Source organism: Pedobacter psychrodurus (assembly GCF_004331735.1).
Lineage (GTDB): Bacteria > Bacteroidota > Bacteroidia > Sphingobacteriales > Sphingobacteriaceae > Pedobacter > Pedobacter psychrodurus.
Window position 1 is genome coordinate 295,704 of sequence record NZ_SJSO01000007.1, and the last position, 17,559, is coordinate 313,262.

13 protein-coding genes and 1 other RNA gene are annotated in these 17,559 nt (G+C 36.3%); 7 read left to right on the forward strand and 7 right to left on the reverse strand.

The window, feature by feature from the left end; all coding sequences use genetic code 11:
• Positions 1-3 precede the first annotated feature (3 nt).
• The 5 genes from EZ456_RS11270 to EZ456_RS11290 all read left to right on the forward strand — a co-directional run bounded on the left by EZ456_RS11270 (position 4) and on the right by EZ456_RS11290 (position 6,301).
• Positions 4-1,569, forward strand: coding sequence for a SusD/RagB family nutrient-binding outer membrane lipoprotein (locus tag EZ456_RS11270; RefSeq protein WP_131530169.1), 1,566 nt, complete (start codon positions 4-6; stop codon positions 1,567-1,569).
• A 24-nt stretch (positions 1,570-1,593) separates the two neighbouring features.
• Positions 1,594-3,156 carry a DUF5689 domain-containing protein gene (locus tag EZ456_RS11275; RefSeq protein WP_225876522.1) on the forward strand — a complete coding sequence of 521 codons (1,563 nt, stop codon included), beginning with the start codon at positions 1,594-1,596 and terminating at the stop codon, positions 3,154-3,156.
• 96 nt (positions 3,157-3,252) lie between these two features.
• Positions 3,253-4,662 (forward strand): calcineurin-like phosphoesterase C-terminal domain-containing protein, encoded by a 1,410-nt coding sequence (locus EZ456_RS11280; protein WP_131530171.1) that lies wholly within the window; start codon positions 3,253-3,255, stop codon positions 4,660-4,662.
• A gap of 17 nt (positions 4,663-4,679) precedes the next feature.
• Entirely contained in the window at positions 4,680-5,579 is a 900-nt protein-coding gene (locus tag EZ456_RS11285) for a glycerophosphodiester phosphodiesterase family protein (RefSeq protein WP_131530172.1), read from the forward strand.
• A 26-nt stretch (positions 5,580-5,605) separates the two neighbouring features.
• Positions 5,606-6,301 carry a GDSL-type esterase/lipase family protein gene (locus EZ456_RS11290; RefSeq protein WP_131530174.1) on the forward strand — a complete coding sequence of 232 codons (696 nt, stop codon included), beginning with the start codon at positions 5,606-5,608 and terminating at the stop codon, positions 6,299-6,301.
• A gap of 216 nt (positions 6,302-6,517) precedes the next feature.
• Here the strand turns inward: EZ456_RS11290 and bioD are convergent, their stop codons facing one another.
• The 4 genes from bioD to EZ456_RS11310 form a co-directional block, all read right to left on the reverse strand.
• Complete coding sequence (gene bioD, locus EZ456_RS11295) at positions 6,518-7,126, reverse strand: dethiobiotin synthase (RefSeq protein WP_131530176.1); 609 nt, start codon at positions 7,124-7,126, stop codon at positions 6,518-6,520.
• Positions 7,127-8,248: an aminotransferase class I/II-fold pyridoxal phosphate-dependent enzyme gene (locus EZ456_RS11300; protein ID WP_131530178.1), complete on the reverse strand. Its 1,122-nt coding sequence runs from the start codon at positions 8,246-8,248 to the stop codon at positions 7,127-7,129. It lies immediately after the preceding gene.
• A gap of 74 nt (positions 8,249-8,322) precedes the next feature.
• A complete protein-coding gene (locus tag EZ456_RS11305; RefSeq protein ID WP_131530180.1) occupies positions 8,323-8,775 on the reverse strand; it encodes a hypothetical protein in 453 nt (150 codons plus the stop codon).
• 78 nt (positions 8,776-8,853) lie between these two features.
• A complete protein-coding gene (locus EZ456_RS11310) occupies positions 8,854-9,630 on the reverse strand; it encodes an XRE family transcriptional regulator (RefSeq protein ID WP_131530182.1) in 777 nt (258 codons plus the stop codon).
• A 133-nt stretch (positions 9,631-9,763) separates the two neighbouring features.
• Here EZ456_RS11310 and EZ456_RS11315 point away from each other — a divergent pair, with 133 nt between their 5' ends.
• On the forward strand, positions 9,764-10,114 hold the full coding sequence (locus EZ456_RS11315) for a GIY-YIG nuclease family protein (RefSeq protein WP_029275228.1): 351 nt from the start codon (positions 9,764-9,766) through the stop codon (positions 10,112-10,114).
• Between the two features lie 178 nt (positions 10,115-10,292).
• Here EZ456_RS11315 and EZ456_RS11320 read toward each other — a convergent pair whose 3' ends face one another.
• On the reverse strand, positions 10,293-13,466 hold the full coding sequence (locus tag EZ456_RS11320) for a peptidase MA family metallohydrolase (protein WP_131530184.1): 3,174 nt from the start codon (positions 13,464-13,466) through the stop codon (positions 10,293-10,295).
• Between the two features lie 173 nt (positions 13,467-13,639).
• A complete protein-coding gene (locus tag EZ456_RS11325) occupies positions 13,640-16,090 on the reverse strand; it encodes a transglycosylase domain-containing protein (RefSeq protein ID WP_131530186.1) in 2,451 nt (816 codons plus the stop codon).
• Between the two features lie 143 nt (positions 16,091-16,233).
• Here EZ456_RS11325 and EZ456_RS11330 point away from each other — a divergent pair, with 143 nt between their 5' ends.
• Complete coding sequence (locus EZ456_RS11330; protein WP_131530188.1) at positions 16,234-17,112, forward strand: polyphosphate kinase 2 family protein; 879 nt, start codon at positions 16,234-16,236, stop codon at positions 17,110-17,112.
• Here the strand turns inward: EZ456_RS11330 and rnpB are convergent.
• Positions 17,112-17,508: RNase P RNA component class A (gene rnpB, locus EZ456_RS11335), an RNA gene on the reverse strand. The two genes, EZ456_RS11330 and rnpB, sit on opposite strands and share 1 nt — an antisense overlap.
• Between the last annotated feature and the right edge of the window lie 51 nt (positions 17,509-17,559).

Below are 17,559 nucleotides of genomic sequence, written 5' to 3' on the forward strand. Positions count from 1 at the left end.
AACATGAAAAATTATAAACAAACATTAGCATATACTTTTTTAGCCATTATTGGTTTAACCTTTAATTCTTGTACAAAAGACTTTACCGGAGTTAATACCGATCCTATTGGCAAGAGCACAACAACAGCAAACCAATTATTAGCACCTGCTTTAGTTGGTGTTCTTAACGCAAATATGAACAGAAATTGGAATTTTAATAACCAACTAATGCAAGTTACGGTTGAAATTAACGATTCGGAAGGTCGTGTTTTTAGGTACGATGTACGAAGAACACAGGCAGATTATACCTGGAACAATTGGTACTTATTTTTAACTGATTTAAAAGATATTTATACCATTGCCAGCAAGCCAGAATCGCTAAACAAATCATATCAAGGCATATCACTTGTTGCTCAAACTTGGGTATCTCAATTATTAACTGATACTTATGGAGATGTACCTTATAGCGAAGCCAATTTAGGTAAAGAGGGAAACGTACAACCTAAATTTGACAGACAAAAAGATATTTATGCTGATATGTTTGCCAAATTAGAACAAGCTAACCAACTTTTAAAAGAGGGCACGCCAATTAATACCACTGGCGATCCTGTTTTTCAAGGCGATGTTTCAAAATGGAGAAGGTTTTGCAACTCGTTATATTTACGATTATTATTAAGGGCATCGGGCAAAGCCGAAGTTGCGCCAACTATAATTGCCAAAATAAAACAAATTGTTGATGGCAACCCATCAGAATATCCGATAATGCAAAATAATACCCACACGGCTAAAATTTTATGGAACGGAACAAACAGCAGTACGGCAGTTTTTTCATCACCATTTATGGTAAATATTAGAGCTGCTGATTTCAGAGGAATTCCTATTTGCAATTTCTTTTTGGGTAATCTGGTAACATGGGATGACCCCCGTATGAATAGTAATTTAACAGGTAACAATGTTAATCGTTTTTGTATAGATGCTGCACCAAATGGTGGTTTTGTTGGTATTCCAAGTGGTTATGCTCAGGGATCTGGTCTTACGGTTTTATCTCACTTTAATTCTGATGCTGAAAATAAGCCCACCTTACAAACTGATCGTTTTACAGGTATAATTATGAATGCTGCCGAAGTTGATTTTATTTTGGCAGAAGCTGCTGCAAGAGGATGGATTAGTGGCCCAACTGAAAAATATTACTACAAAGGAATGGTTGATGCGATAAATTATTGGTTGCCAAATTACATCAGTACAACAACTGATAGTAGGTTTATTGATTATGTACAGGCAGCCAATTTAGATTGGGATTCAACACTTCCATTGGATAATACCACATCCGGAAATAGTCAGTTAGAAATGATTCATATACAAAAATACTACGCAATGTTTTTGGTGGATTTTCAGCAATGGTTTGAATATCGCCGTACCGGGCATCCTATTTTACCAAAAGGACCCGGTTTGGTTAACAACCAAAAAATGCCAGCAAGGTTAAATTATCCAGTGGTAACACAATCAACAAATCCAACTAGTTATAATAATGCAATAGCTGCACAAGGTGCTGATGACATAAATACCTTAATGTGGTGGCAGAAACCATAATTATTAAAATTGAGTTAAAAAGTTATGAATAAAATAATAAGAAATATGCTGTTTGCACTAGGGTGTATTGCAGTTATAATAAGTTGTAAAAGAGATACCGATTACGTATTATCAACACCGAGTATGTTTATCCCAAATGTTGATTTACGCAAAATTTATAAAAATACCGAAGTAACGCTTACAACCGAAAATATGCGTGGGGCCAGTATGGTTAAAGGGCAGGTAATTTCTAATCATTCTACCAATAATTTGCCATCGGGTTTGCTCATCATTCAAAATACTAGAATTGTTGGTGGGCTAGATTCATTAAGAGGTATTGCCATAAACATTGGTGTCGATGCCGCAAAATATGTTCCTGGCGATTCTGTTCATGTTAAAATTGAAGGTGGAGTGTTGAAACGTGTTGATGGTACGTTACAAATTATGGGCAAAACTGCTGCTGATGTTACTAAAATTGCTTCAGGTAAAACTTTATATATTTCGAGAGGATATGGCAATCTAATAGCTACTTATCCAGATAGGTACGAATGTACTTTGCTAACTATTTATAAATGTACATTCAATCCAACATTATCTGTTACAGAAACCTTAGCAGGCGATAAAGTTTTAAATGATGGTACAAATGATTTCGGATTCTATACCGATCCAAAAGCGTCATTTGCATCTGTAAAGCCACCATATTCTGGTAATTATAAAGGGATAATAATCAATAAAATCGTTAATGATAAAATACTTCCACAACTACGTATAACTAATGCTAATGATATTGGCGCTTTAAGCACTAACATTGATGCTCCTGAATGTGTAATTTCAGGCTTTATAAGTGATGTAAATGGTGGTGATGGCAACAATGAATACGTTCAGCTCAGGGCTACTAAAGATATTAATTTTGCCAACACGCCTTTTTCTTTAATAGTTTCTAATAATGCTGGAGCATCTGTACCAACGGGTGTACCAGCACAAGGTTGGGCAACTGGCCAGCAGCGTACTTACAAAATAAATCTAACTTCTGGCACTGTAAGCAAAGGCGATTTTTTTTATGTTGGTGGTATAAATAAATTAATTAACGGCGCTAATTCTACATCAATTGCCTCATCAAAATGGATTAGGGCATTAGATTATAATAAGGTGAGCGATCGTTTTAACTCAGCTAGTACAGTTACTGGTAATGCCACCACCGGTTTAATGGCAAATAGTGGTAATGCATTCGGGATGGCAGTATTTAGAGGTATTGAGGTTACCGGAGCTACTGTACCTATCGATGTATTGTGGGTTAGTACTGGTGGGCTTTTATATCAATCTGGCGGTGCCCCTAATTATGGTGGAGGTTACAGAATTGGTAATACTGATATTTACGATGTCATTAATCCTCAAAATTTAGTTCCTCAACCTTTTTACAGAGCAGGTACAAATACACAATCGTTAACCTATTTAACTGCAGATTTAGGCTATTTCTACCTTTTAGGCGGTGCTTATGATACAAAATTAAATAAATGGGTAAAAGCAAGAACGCAAACTCCAATTCTTTTAACTAAAACCTCAGCACTTACAGATATTGAGCCTGCTAACGCAACTGAAATAAGATAATAAATTATAAAAAGTTAAAAATATCTATAAAAATCTTTGTCATCTGCGGAAGAAATCATTTTATATTCTTCCGCAGTAAGTAAAAAATCATTCATAATGAATAGAAGATCCTTTATTCAAAAATCTGCACTCTTAGGTACAACGCTATTTGTTAGTATCAAAGCTTTTTCTTTTTCATCGCTATTAGAAAACAAAATTTCTGGTAGGATATTAAGTAAAGGAAAAGGAATAGCTAACGTTGTAGTTTCAGATGGCTTTAACGTAGTTCAAACTGATAAATCAGGCTATTACACCATCGAAATTAATCCCCTGGCGAAATTTGTCTGGATTAGCACACCTTCAGGTTACGAATTTAAAACTGAAAGTTCTATTGCTAAATATTACGAAAGCGCATTAGGAAAAACCAATCTGAATTTTGAGTTAACACCGCTGAAACAAAATGACAACCGTCATAATTTTATTATATGGGCCGACCCTCAGGTCAAAAACAAAAAGGATGTTGCGCAGATGATGGAAACTTCAGTTCCGGATACGATAAAAATTATCAAGGCAATGGATCCAAAAATTCCTGTTCACGGTATTACCGTTGGCGATATTGTTTGGGATAATCATGAGCTATTTACTGATTATAATGCTGCCGTTACTAAAATGGGAATTCCATTTTTTCAGGCTTTAGGCAATCACGATATGGATTACAGAATGGGTGGTGATGAAACTTCTGACAAAACCTTTCAGGAGCATTACGGTCCAACATATTACTCATTTAACCGCGGAAAAGCACATTATGTTGTGCTAGATGATGTTCGCTATTTAGGCACTGAAAGAAATTATGACGGATTTATTTCCCAGGCTCAATTAGATTGGCTGGCAAAAGATTTGAAGTATGTAGCTAAGGACACATTGCTTATCATTAATCTTCACATTCCTGTACATAACGCAGTTAAGAACAATGCGGACTTTTATGCTGTATTGAATGGATTCACTAATGTTCACATTATGTCGGGCCACACACATTACAATCGCAATGTAATAACCAATGGTATTTTCGAACATAATCATGGTACTGTCTGCGGTGCCTGGTGGACAGGCCCTATTTGTGAAGATGGCACTCCAAGAGGTTACGGTGTTTATGAAGTTAACGGCACGGAGTTGAAATGGTTTTATCAGCCGACAGGCTCAACAAAAAAAGAACAGGTTCATATTTACGTCGATGATTTAACCAACCAGAAGCGACTGATCGCCAATGTTTGGAATTGGGATCCGGAATGGAAAGTTGAATACTTTTTAGATGGAAAAGCCATGGGTCCGTTAGAACAGCAGAAAGGTTACGATCCCTTATCAGTAAGTTTATATAAGGGTGATAAATTGCCCGCAGGAAGAACATTTCCCGAGCCAAGCAAAACAGACCATTTATTTGTGGCACATTTTGAACCTTCAATCAAAAAGATAAAAGTCGTTGCTACTGATAGGTTTGGTGAAAAGTTTGAGGCTGATTTTACGGCTTAATTTAATAAGAAAACATTATGAAAATTTCGAAATCCTTAGTTGTGATTTGTATGAGTGTCATTACTCTTCAAGCGACTGCACAAGTTGCTGAATTTCCAAAATTTAGTGCAGAAGCACATCGTGGTGGGAGAGGCTTATGGCCGGAAAATACCATCCTGGCAATGCAAAATGCGATGAAAATTGATGGCATTACAACCCTTGAAATGGATACGCACATTACTAAGGATGGTCAGGTTGTGGTGACCCATGATGATTATTTAAGTCCGGGTTTTATGCTTACGCCTGAAGGAAAGGAAATTCCATCAACTGATGCAAAAAGATATCCGATTTTTCAAATGGAATATAAGGATTTAAAACAATTCGACTTAGGCACAAAACCATTGGCTGGTTTTCCAAATCAGCAAAAAGTTAAAACAAATATTCCCTTGATGAGCGATTTGATAGATGCCGTTCAAAAAGACATAAAAAAGAATAAAACAAAACAATTTTTTTATAACATTGAAACAAAGTGCGATGCAAAAGGGGATGGCATAACCAATCCTGAACCTGCAGTTTTTGTCGAATTACTGATGGATGTTATCAAAAAGAAAAAAATCATGCCTTATGTGGTTATCCAGTCTTTTGATAAAAGAACAATTCAACTTATTCACGAAAAATATCCTGACGTAAAAACATCATTCCTGGTCGCAAATAAAAAATCTTACGAAGAAAATATTGCAGATTTAGGTTTTAAACCCTTTATTTTAAGTCCGCTGTGGCAAATGGTAAACGAAGAACTGATTAAAAAAGCACATGCCGATGGCGTAAAAATCATTCCCTGGACTGCTAATACCTTAGCTGATATTCAGAAATTAAAAGCCTTAAATGTAGATGGAATTATTTCTGATTATCCGGATATTTTAGTTCAGGCAAAGTAGTATTTTCGGCTTTATAAAAATTGAAAATGAAAGCACTTTTAAATAAGCTATTAATAACCGCAGTTGTCTTTGCCCTGAGTTTTACAGCAGCTACGGCTCAGGTGGTAAAATGGGACAGTACCTATCGTCCGGGGAAATATGTTGAGCTGGTGGCTAAGTTTAAAGCCGATTCAAAATCAAAAAAGGATATTGTTTTTTTAGGTAACAGCATTACTGCCGGAACGGATTGGGCTAAACTTTTGGATCTTCCAAAGGCAAAAAATAGGGGGATCTCTGGTGATATAACTTTTGGTGTTTTAGAACGTTTGCAAGATGTAATTGATGGTAAACCAGCAAAGGTTTTTATTTTGATTGGTATAAATGATATCTCCAGGAATATTCCAGACAGCGTGATCTTAAGAAATTATAAAACAATGATCGCCAGAATCAGAACAGGATCGAAGAAAACAAAGATTTATTTCAATACACTTCTGCCTGTGAATGCTGCTTTCGAAAAGTTTAAAAACCATTATGGTAAAGACGAGCATATTTTGTGGTTGAACGATGAAATCAGAAAGTTTGCTGCTAAAAATGTAACCGTTATCGACCTGTATCCAAATTTTACCGATCAGGACAAACATTTAAGGGCAGAGCTTACCAAAGATGGCCTGCATCTTATTCCTGCTGGATACCAGGTTTGGGCAGATTTTCTTAAAAAAAGCAGTTATTTAACCGAGAAATAATATGATTTAAAAAGAAGTCAAGTTTAAAAACTTGACTTCTTGCGATTTAGTGCCATGTTATTTAACCATTAATAGTTGCAGAAACTCTACATCTCTAAACCTTGTTGACGCGGTCCCGATATAAAATCGGGGCAAGCAGAAAACAGGACGAAACATTAAAAGAAGTACAACAATTGCTTTCCAGAAAAATAAGCTATTACTAGCTTTTGGGATTTATTAAATAAAAAGGTTCTGGCTTGCAATCAGTACTTTTTCTCTATCTATATTTTTTAAGCTGGGTACACTACCTAGCTTTTTTATTTTGGTATACTGAAGAATATATCTTTCGGTTTCCGTATTTTCATCGCCATTAAAAATGATGCCTTTAATCGGAATTTCGTATTGTTTAAGCAGATTAATTGATAAAAGCGTATGGTTAATGCTACCTAAATAATTTTGTGATACCAATATTACTTCTACATCTAATTTTTTAATCAGGTCGATAATCAGCTCGTTTTCGTTTAAAGGTACCATTAAACCGCCAGCTCCTTCAATAATCAAATTGTTATCAGTTAAAGGAATGTTGATTTTGTTAAGTTCAATCTCAATTCCATCTAACTTGGCTGATAAATGCGGTGATAGGGGCTGCGTTAGCCTATAGCTTTCTGGGTGGATAACCGTTTGGGTATTGCTTATTAAACTATCTATGGATATGCTATCGCTGGTATCTAAATCTCCCGATTGGATTGGTTTCCAATAATCTGCTTTTAGTTTTTCGGTTAAAATGGCACTGATTAATGTTTTTCCGATACCCGTTCCAATTCCTGTGATAAAATATTTAGCCATTTAATTTAATTCTTTAAGATGATTAACCAACGAAATAATTTCCTCGTCGGTATTAAAGTTGTGAAGACAGATTCTGAGCCTTTCTTTGCCCAAAGCTACTGTTGGGCCTAATATTGCCCGTACATCGAAACCTTTGCTTTGCAATGCTGTAGCTGCCAGTTTAGTCGCTTCATTTGATGAAAATAAAATACCCTGAATAGCACTTTCGCTATCAAGTGCATTAATGTTTTGCTCTTTTAACATATTTCTAAACAATGCAATTTTTTGATGAATCAGCTGATGATCAATATTATTTAAGTGCTGGTATGCCGATCTAACTGCAACTATACTATGAATGGGAGCAGCTGTGGTGTAAATGAACGATCGTGCAAAATTAATGAGGTAGTGGCGTAAGTTTTTACTTCCTAAAATAATGGCTCCATGTACACCCAAGGCTTTTCCAAAGGTTACAATTCGTGCAAATACCTTGTTGGTTAGGTTAAGCTGGTTAATCAATCCGCTGCCGTTCGCACCAAAAACTCCTGTAGCATGAGCTTCATCTACAATCAGGTTGGCCTGGTAACGCTCGCAAAGGTTAGATACCTCTATTAATGGTGCAATATCTCCATCCATAGAATAAACGCTTTCTACTACTACAAATATGTTTCCCTTTGAAAGTTTCAGTTTGGTTTCAAGATCGTTTATATCGTTATGACGAAATTTATAACGTGTAGCATGACTTAATCTACAGCCATCTATAATACTCGCATGAATCAATTCGTCAGTGATAATCGTATCGCCACGCTGTGGTATGCTTGATAGTAGCCCTACATTGGCATCATAACCAGAGTTAAAGATTAATCCGCTTTCAGCCAGATGAAAATCGGCAATAAACTGTTCGGTTTCTTCCGTAAATGCGGTATTCCCGCTTAACAGTCGCGAACCACCAGCCCCGTTCAGGTAATTGGGCAGTGTTGCTAGTATATTGTCGATTAAATTTTTTAATTCACCAGATCTGGCAAAACCTAAATAATCATTAGAACAAAAATCAAAAGGAGGGATGTTCGTCGATAAATTCCTGATCGAAAGGTTATCTTTTCGTTCCTGAAGTTTATCATTAAGAAAATGTTCAATTTTGCTCATCGGTCAAAAGTAAAAAAAGCGTCCCGAATAATCGGAACGCTTTTAAAAATATAATTAATTACTATTTGTACTATTTATCCTTGTGCAGGAGGATTAGAAACTACAGGTGCTTTATCTTTTTTGCCTCTGCCACCCATTCCTTTTCTCATTTTATCTCCCTTTTCTTTGGCTTCGGCACGGAAAGCATCCATTTTAGTTTTTTGTTCAGCAGTTAGAATACCATCTATTTTAGCTTTTTGCTCATCAATAGCTGCTTTACGCTCTTTCATTTTACCTTTCATATCGCCTTGATCAGCAGATCTCCAAGCCTCCATTTTCTTTGCGTTTTCCAACTCAATGGCGTAAATTTTGGTTTTTTGATCAGCGGTTAAGCTTAGCTGTTTCTCTAATCTAGTGGTTGCCTTTTCTGCTCTTTGCTCAGCAGTCATTTTAGGCATTGCCCGTCTTGCTCTCTTTGTAGTGTCTTGAGCAAATGCAGCGGTTAATCCCATTACTGCAATTGCTATTGTTAAAATTGCCTTTTTCATGTTATGTTTTTTTATGTGTTTGTTAATCAATAGATACATAAAAAGGCAAACGGTTTAATCGGCTGTTGTTAAAAAGTGTTAATTTTTATTTAATTGAGAGATTGACTTCTGCATTTGTGCCATCATCTGTGTCAGGGTTTCCATTGTAGGGTCTGGTGCAGGTTCAGGTAATGAGGTAGAAATATATGCTTTGGCTCTCCAGATTTCCAGGATGTCGTCGGCAGCAATTGTATAAGCATCGTATACCTTATTATCTGATACCAGCTTTAAATCTTTGTTCTCTCTAAAACGATTACCCGCTCTTTTATATACTACACCTTCATTTTTACTAATCACGATGTAGGTTTCGCCAGTTTTTACTTCATTCCAGTTATCGAGATACTCACCAATAATCACACTCCCTGGTTGAACAGGTAACATACTATCACCCATAATTTCGAAAGCCCTAAATGTACCTTGTCTTAATGCAGCTAAAGGAAGTTGAAATTTCGGTAGGTCGCTAATATATTGAGGATCTGAAAACCCGTTCAAATAACCAGCACTGGCTTTAACCGGAACCAATTCGATATTTTCTCGGTCGTTCTGATCAACAGAAATGCTGAGTACCCTTAGGTTAGATCCCTGGCTTTTTGGCTTCGGTTTCCAGCTGTCAGATATTTTCTCATTGATGAATTCATCGATGGTAAGATCAAAGTATTCGGCTATTTTTTTTAGCAAATCATATTTAGGTTCCGCCCGGTCTTCCTCGTAAGCCCCGATGAGCGATCTCTTGATTTCCATAATATCAGCGAAATTTTGCTGTGTATGGCCTTTTTTCTTCCTGAGGTACTTTAAATTATTTGAAATATTTGACATAAAAATAAATTTTAAAATAAATTTGGAATTACTAAAATAGTTAGTAATTTTATGCTCATAAAGTTAGTAATATTATTTTGAATTGCAAGAGCGTATACTAAATAGTTTAGTTTTAATTTTTAAACATAAGATCATGAAAAAGTTTGTTTATATCGTTACCGACAGAAATCGCACAAGTATGCATGTGGGCATGAGCTCTGATTTAATGAAGACACTGGATTTCTACAAACAGATGCCAAACTTGTTTTTTGATAATGGACAGCAATTAACCCGCTTGGTTTACTTTGAAGAGTTTAAAACAGAAGCACAGGCTTTGTTGCGTTTTAAATCAATTAGCCGGTTTACACGCATGCAGAAAGAACGTTTGGTAAGATCTTGTAATCCAGATTGGATTGATTTAACTATAGGCCTCGATTTCGAAAATATTCTTTTACATCGGAATATAAGCAATCAGGTTAAACTATCATTTACAAGTTTATCCTAATCAATTTTTAAGATTTAATAATTTGTAGAATTGATTAGAAATAATGATGAATAAATATATACCTATAAAAAATGCTTGAATGATAAGGACCATCGGTATCCAATCATTCAAGCAATCATTAATTTATTATTTGTTTATCTATTTAGTCATTCTCTCATTCAATCATTCTCTCATTATTTTACCACCCTGGCGCAAATGTTAAACCGAATACTCCAGTTTTAACATCTTTCCTCTGGAAAGGAATTGCATAGTAAGGTTCTAATACAAAATAGCCAAAAACGTTTACCCGTACCGATATACCAACACTCATTGCCGGTACACGTTCTGTTGTTGCTTGATAAGTAACAAGATTTCCTTTTTCATCTTTAGCTGGTTCGCCGTTACTATTTAATACAGATTCTGTCGTATAGGTCGGTTCACTTTTAAACTTTACCTTGGTATCGTTTGTCCAGGCCAATCCCGCATCAAAGAATAAATTCAGGTCAGAGAATAAAAATTTAGAAGGTATAGCCGCTAATTTTTTAGGCCCCGTAAAAGGTAAACGGACTTCGAAATTGAAAACTGCTATTTTACTTCCTGTTAACTGGTTAATGTCGAAAGATTCTGACGATTGGGCTGAGGTGCTTTTGTAAATTGAGTTTGATTCGTAACCTCTAATTAAATAAGGATAACCCAAATACATTGGATAAAGTCTATCTGCATCTTTACCAATTCTTAAAGTATTGTAACTTCTAACGGCAAAAGTTACAGGCTTAGCTCTCCAATATTTACGAAGATCGGCCGTTACACCAGCAAAATTATAGGTGCCAAAATATTTTTCCCCACTTACGCGGTATCTAAAACCATCAAGTGGACCAGTAAGACCAAAAATAGAATTATCACCAACAAAGCCAGCATTTAATTGATATAGTGTAAAGGCATTAAAAGGAATTCCATAATCTTGAGAAGCTACGTCGTTAGAAATTCTCTTTTTGTCTTGACCAATGTAGTAACCAGCCGAATTGTAATAATTGCTATACCGATCAACTCTATAACTATAATGCGAGAATGCACCCCCCAATTCGAATCTATGTATTTTACTAAATGGATAAGCCCCAAAAACCTGGATCTGATCTTCGAATGTTCTAATAATATCTGTCCTATCTGCTAGGGCATTAACAGTTTGGTTATCACCTGTAGGGATATTTTCGTATCCATAGGACCTAAACCCTGATACATAAGGAATATGTGAAATGGCGGCACCCCAATTGATCCTGCTTTTCTGATTGATATAACCAACTAATCCGCCAAAGTCATAAATTTCGCCATTTACGGATAGGTTTGCAATGATTTGGTTGGTACCCAAAATATCACTGAACATCCCAACAATACCACCTGAAACACCGGTTCCGAAACGGCTGGTAGACACGCCAACACCACTATTAGCTAAATAATCTAACCTGAATTTTGGTTTGTAAGGAACAGTTTTCATCGAATCGGCTATGGTTTTTTCGAAACGATCAAAATTATTTAAATTAGAATTGATGATGTTTACACCAATGTTTTCCATTGGGGGAAGGATAGCGGCATCAAAATTTTCTTCCTGATTGCCAATGCGTTTCGCTTTAAAACTGCTTAATTTAGCATTATACAAGGTGTAACGCTGGTAGCGGTAATAGCTATACACAATTTCATCAGTTGTAGAAACGGAAATTGCAGGTGAAAATTCGGTAATCCCACTAATTCCTGTAAAATAATCAGTTAACTGATCAACAGTATTATCTGCGAAATTGTATTTGTATAAATTTCTAAATCCATCTCTGTTCGATAGGAAATAGATATTTTGACTATTTGAAGAGAACTGTGCATTTAAGTTATTCGCTCCTGGAAAAACATCTAAATTGCTCACTGTTTTAGAAGCAATATCGTAAACAGCCAGGTTTATAGGCAATACTGCATTAATTACATTGGCTTGAATGGCTGCTCTATCTGATGAAAACACCAATTTTTTGCCATCAGGCGAGTAACTAGGTGCATAATCAGAATACACATCGTTAGTAATTTGAGTAACCGTTTTAGTATCTAAATTATAAGAGAAAATGTCGCTCTGTCCTTCAACCATGCCCGAAAAAGCTACATCTTTTCCATTTGGCGACCAGGTTAAATTACCAAACTGCTGCACCTGATCCATTGCTGTTTGAGAAACCGTAGTTCCGTTTGAAACATTGATAATCATCATCTGGTTTTTGCCATGACTGAAGATACTAAAGGCAAATTGTTTACTATCCGGCGACCATGCCCCGGCTGACTCTATAAAGTTGAAATCATCAATGTGGCCATTGGAGATCTGACTGCTTAGCTTCCTGATAATTCTCCCTGTTTTGGCATCTGCGAGAAATAAATCAATACCAAAAAGGTCTTTTTCAGACATGAAGGCTAAATATTTTCCGTCTGGACTAAGGGCAGGGGCAACGTTCATATTACCTGCGTTTTTGTTGTCGATGATTTTTGTACCCGTAATTTTGATTTGCGAACTATCTGCTTTTAACATTGGTTTATAATGCGCATCAATAGAATTTTTCCATAAACCCGATAATGTTTTGTCATCGTATCCAAAAGTATACCTAATGGCATTTTCGTAACCATATTTGGCGGTATTCTTAAATAATGGAACAATAGTGGTATCGCCATATTGAGAACCAATGTAAGTCCAAAATGCCTGACCATAACGATATGGAAAATATTTGTTAGAGTTGGTTAAATCTTTTAATGAAGGGATATCACGGTTTAACATGGCATCGCGCATCCACATGGAAGTAAATGCGTCCTTTTTCCCGATTGACAAGTATTCGGCCATGCCTTCAACCATCCATAATGGTGTTTGGCCAACATTTTCTAAGCTAATCGAATCTTTTTCGAGCAGAAGGTGGTATTGAAAAGCATGGACAAGCTCGTGTCCTAAAACGTGCCTTGTTTGGCTATTTAGTTCCATAACAGGCATAATCACCCTATTTTTTAATGCCTCTGTAACCCCGCCGGTACCAATTCCAATTTCTCCGTTAAGTACTGTTGTTTGCTGGAAATCAGGATGATTATTGTATAGAATAATAGGGTTTTTCTTTAAAAAAGTATCTCTAAAAACTTCCTGATGCATTTTGTACCAGGTTTCAGCATCTTGCGAAAAACGTTTTAAAAGTTTCTCGTTTTTGATGTAATAGTAAATCTCGAAATGAGGAGTTTGCAAAACTTTAAACTCGAGTTTTTTATACCTTACCTTGTTTTGTCCGAAATATTGGGCCTTAACAGAAAAAGAAAGAATAAGCAGGAGCAATAAAAAAGAATATCGCCTTAATAAAGTAGAGCCTATTTTCATATGTGTGGTTTTAGTAATGAAGTTCAATAATTTACGAAAATGAAATTGTAAGAGATTTGGAAAATAAAAATAGCAATTGTTTAAAACAGTATTAAAATTTTAACACTTTTTAAAAGTTTTTCTACCAACAAACGCAGATGGATGATTTATCTGGTTTATTTGCCGCAATAAAACTAAGGTTGATTATTCTCGTTCTTTTTCTTTTCTTTTTCTTCCTGACGTTGTTTTTTTTTCAGTTCTCTTTCTTCCTTTCTGGTTAAGGGAACAGTAGCAGCTGGAGGAGTTTGAACAGGTTCAGCTTTCTTTTCTTCTTTTTTTACTTCAGGTTCAACTGTTACAGGGATAACCGTTTCTGGTGTTTCGGGAACGGTAAAATCTGTAGAATCTACCGCTAAACTGTCAGTTGATGTCGTATCTCTAATAATCCGTGGGCTAGGGCAGTTGTAGGTTCTGGTAATATCAACCTTTGCTTTAGGAAACGGACCATAAGTATAACCTGAACTTGGATCGAGGTATACTTTCTCCATAAACTTAGCGAAAATTGGTAGCGCCGTTCTAGAGCCTTCTCCTTGTTCGCCGTTTTTAAAGTGTGCTGTTCTTTCATCACATCCCACCCAAACACCAGTTACCAGATCTTTGGTTAAACCCATGTACCAGGCATCTACATAATCAGAAGAAGTACCTGTTTTACCGCCAATTTGATTATTTTTTCTAAACAGATCGGGCCATTCCCATAATGCTTGCGATGTACCTTCTGGTTCCTCCATACCACCACGGAACATGTAGGTCATTAACCAGGCAATTTCTTCTGTTAAAACCCTTTTTGTTTTAGGTTTAAACTCATCAATTAAATTGTTATCCTGATCGGTAATTTTCTCTACTAAAATGGGATCAGTTTTGATTCCTTTATTCATAAAGGTAGCGTAGGCTTTTACCATTTCGTAAACCGTAACATCGTTTGAACCCAAACTTACCGATGGAACAGATTCTAAATGGCTATCGATGCCGCATTCGTGTGCATATTTTACTACATTATCCCAACCCACCTTTTCAGTTACCTGAGCAGTAATGGTATTCACCGATTTTGCCATCGCCCACCTTAAACTCATTTCTCGGTACGTAACGCTGTAATCGGCATTTTTTGGCTCCCAATATTTAGTTTTACCTTTATCCTGATAAGCAATTTTAACCGGTTTATCAGTAAATTTATCACAAGGGCTCATGCCTTGTTCTAAGGCCGTTAAATAAGCAAATGGTTTAAAAGTAGAGCCCGCCTGACGTTTAGATTGATTAACGTGATCGTATTTGAAAAACTTATGGTCGATACCACCAACCCAAACTTTAATTTTACCACTTGCAGGTTCCATAGTCATCATCCCCGTATTCATGATTTTTCCATAATAGCGGATCGAATCTAAAGTAGAGAATGAGGTATCGCGATCGCCTTTGTAAGTAAAGATCTGCATCCGCTTCTTTTTATTAAAATAGGCATTAACAGAATCTGGATTGTTAGGGAATTTCTTTTGTAAAAGCGCATAAATTGGCAAGTTTTTCATCGCTCTTTCGGGATAATCAACCTTTTGCTTTTCTGAGTCATACCAAGGATCTTCGTTGCCCCACACACTATAAAACCTGCGTTGCAAAATCCTCATCTGATCCGCAACTGCTTCTTCAGCATATTTTTGAAGTTTAGAATCGATAGTAGTGTAAATTTTTAAGCCATCCTCATAAAGGTCGTAACCATTATCTGTACACCATTTCTCCAAGTTTTTTGCTACAGCTGCCCTTAAGTAAGAGTCGCCATCGCTGCCATCCTGCATTTTACCTTCTTTTAGTTTAATCGGTTCCTTTGATAATTCGGTTAAACTATCTTTACTGAGGTACTTGTATTTGTTCATCTGCGCAAGCACCACGTTTCTTCTTTCTAAAGCCTTTGCAGGATTTTTAGTTGGATTATATAATGTTGTGCCTTTTAACATACCCACCAGCATAGCTGCATCTGTAGTGGCTAAATCTTTTGCTTCCTTATCAAAGTAAATCCGGCTTGCCGTTTTTATTCCAAAGGTATTATTACCGAAAGAAACGGTATTGAGGTACATGGTGATAATATCATTTTTAGAATAGTTAGATTCTAACTTTACAGCAGTCATCCATTCCTTTAATTTTACAATTAAGGTTCTTACCAAAGGTATTTTGATCAATAATCCCTGCGATTTATTGTACCGTGTTCGGTACAGATTTTTTGCCAATTGCTGTGTAATGGTACTGGCTCCGCCATCTTTTCCTAAACCAACAACCGCACGGCCAACTGCTTGTACATCGATGCCCCAATGTTTGTAAAAACGCACATCTTCGGTAGCGACCAAAGCCTGCACTATACTAGGCGCAATTTCATTATAATTTACAGGCGTTCTGTTTTCTTTAAAGTATCTGCCAATCAGTTTTCCATCAGCAGTGTAAAGTTCTGAACCTACACGGAGGGTAGGCGCTTTAATATCTCGAACACTTGGTGAGTAGCCAAATAGCCACAAAAAGTTTAATTGAAGGGCAGAAAAGAAAATTATTATAAAAAATAAAACTATTGTAGGATAACGTAAGTACTTGTTTTTTATCTCTTTAAACATATTGGATAAGATGATCTTTAGGTAAAAGCTGTGGCGTTAAATATAAAAAACTCTATATGCAAATTAACGTATTTAATTTACTTATTTTTTAGTTCTATATTTAAATTATTGATGCATCGATTTATCTAAAACAACACATGATTATGAAAAACGAATTTAAAGGATTAATTGTACAAGGAGATAAGAAATTTTCTATAAAAGACCATAAAACAGATTTTACTGGCGGTTATAATAAAGAAAAAGCTAAAGATGCATTGGTGAATTCGAAAATAGAGCTAGATCATTTGCAGGAGAAATTATATGCATCTGGAAAACATTCTGTTCTGATTATTTTTCAGGCCATGGATGCTGCTGGGAAAGATAGTGCGATTGAACATGTAATGAGCGGACTAAATCCGCAGGGATGCCAGGTGTATAGTTTTAAAGTGCCAACATCAGAAGAATATGAGCATGATTTTTTGTGGAGACATTATAAAGCTTTGCCAGAACGTGGCAGGATAGGTATTCACAACCGATCGCATTATGAAAACGTTTTGGTTTGTAAGGTACATCCCGAATATATTTTAAGTGAAAATATCCCAGGCTTTAATGATGTAAAAAAGATCAATAAAAACTTTTGGCAGCAGCGTTATAAGAGCATTAAAAACTTTGAGGAACATTTAACGGCTAACGGGACTGTAATTTTGAAATTCTTTTTAAACGTGAGCAGGGATGAACAAAAACAACGCTTTTTAGAACGTATAGATGATCCTACTAAAAATTGGAAATTCTCTTCCGGCGATATTAAAGAAAGGGCATTGTGGGATAAGTATATGGATGCCTATCAGGATGCGATTAACGAAACTAGTACAGCAGAATCGCCTTGGCACATCATACCTGCCGATAAAAAATGGTTTGCACGGCTGGCAATAAGTGAAATTATTGAAGATAAATTAAAAAGCCTTGATCTGAAGTTCCCTATTTTGGGTGAAGAGGAAGTGCTTAAACTTGGCGAAACCAAGAGTATCTTATTAAGTGAATAAAAAAATGCAGGTCTATAAGCCGGGTTCTGTTTCCTGATTGCTCAGGATTTCTATCATTTATCCACTATAAACGTTGCCGTTTATCTCTAACGACCTACCCACTAACATCGGACGGGCAGCCCTTTATCCCGACGTAAAGTCGGGACGTTAGCCTATTTGGTCTTTCAACTCTCGGGGTTTACAAACCACTACAGTCGCCTGTAATGCTCGTGCGCTCTTACCGCACGTTTTCACCCTTACTCCGATAAATCGGGGCGGTATATTTTCTGTTGCACTAATCCGTAATTCAGGTTTTCATTCCTGAACCCCTTTCCGTTAGAAAGCGAGATGCCCTGCGTTGCCCGGACTTTCCTCTCTCCCGGTTTTACCCGAAACAGCGATAGAACAACCTGCATTTTGCGCAAAGATGAGTTTTTTTAACCACAAAGGCACAAAGAACACGAAGTT

Excerpts from the sequence above, each read along its gene's own strand:
- EZ456_RS11270 (WP_131530169.1), top strand. The coding sequence starts at position 4 with ATGAAAAATTATAAACAAACATTAGCATATACTTTTTTAGCCATTATT.
- EZ456_RS11275 (WP_225876522.1), top strand. The coding sequence starts at position 1,594 with ATGAATAAAATAATAAGAAATATGCTGTTTGCACTAGGGTGTATTGCA.
- EZ456_RS11280 (WP_131530171.1), top strand. The coding sequence starts at position 3,253 with ATGAATAGAAGATCCTTTATTCAAAAATCTGCACTCTTAGGTACAACG.
- EZ456_RS11285 (WP_131530172.1), top strand. The coding sequence starts at position 4,680 with ATGAAAATTTCGAAATCCTTAGTTGTGATTTGTATGAGTGTCATTACT.
- EZ456_RS11290 (WP_131530174.1), top strand. The coding sequence starts at position 5,606 with ATGAAAGCACTTTTAAATAAGCTATTAATAACCGCAGTTGTCTTTGCC.
- bioD (WP_131530176.1), bottom strand. The coding sequence starts at position 7,126 with ATGGCTAAATATTTTATCACAGGAATTGGAACGGGTATCGGAAAAACA.
- EZ456_RS11300 (WP_131530178.1), bottom strand. The coding sequence starts at position 8,248 with ATGAGCAAAATTGAACATTTTCTTAATGATAAACTTCAGGAACGAAAA.
- EZ456_RS11305 (WP_131530180.1), bottom strand. The coding sequence starts at position 8,775 with ATGAAAAAGGCAATTTTAACAATAGCAATTGCAGTAATGGGATTAACC.
- EZ456_RS11310 (WP_131530182.1), bottom strand. The coding sequence starts at position 9,630 with ATGTCAAATATTTCAAATAATTTAAAGTACCTCAGGAAGAAAAAAGGC.
- EZ456_RS11315 (WP_029275228.1), top strand. The coding sequence starts at position 9,764 with ATGAAAAAGTTTGTTTATATCGTTACCGACAGAAATCGCACAAGTATG.
- EZ456_RS11320 (WP_131530184.1), bottom strand. The coding sequence starts at position 13,466 with ATGAAAATAGGCTCTACTTTATTAAGGCGATATTCTTTTTTATTGCTC.
- EZ456_RS11325 (WP_131530186.1), bottom strand. The coding sequence starts at position 16,090 with ATGTTTAAAGAGATAAAAAACAAGTACTTACGTTATCCTACAATAGTT.
- EZ456_RS11330 (WP_131530188.1), top strand. The coding sequence starts at position 16,234 with ATGAAAAACGAATTTAAAGGATTAATTGTACAAGGAGATAAGAAATTT.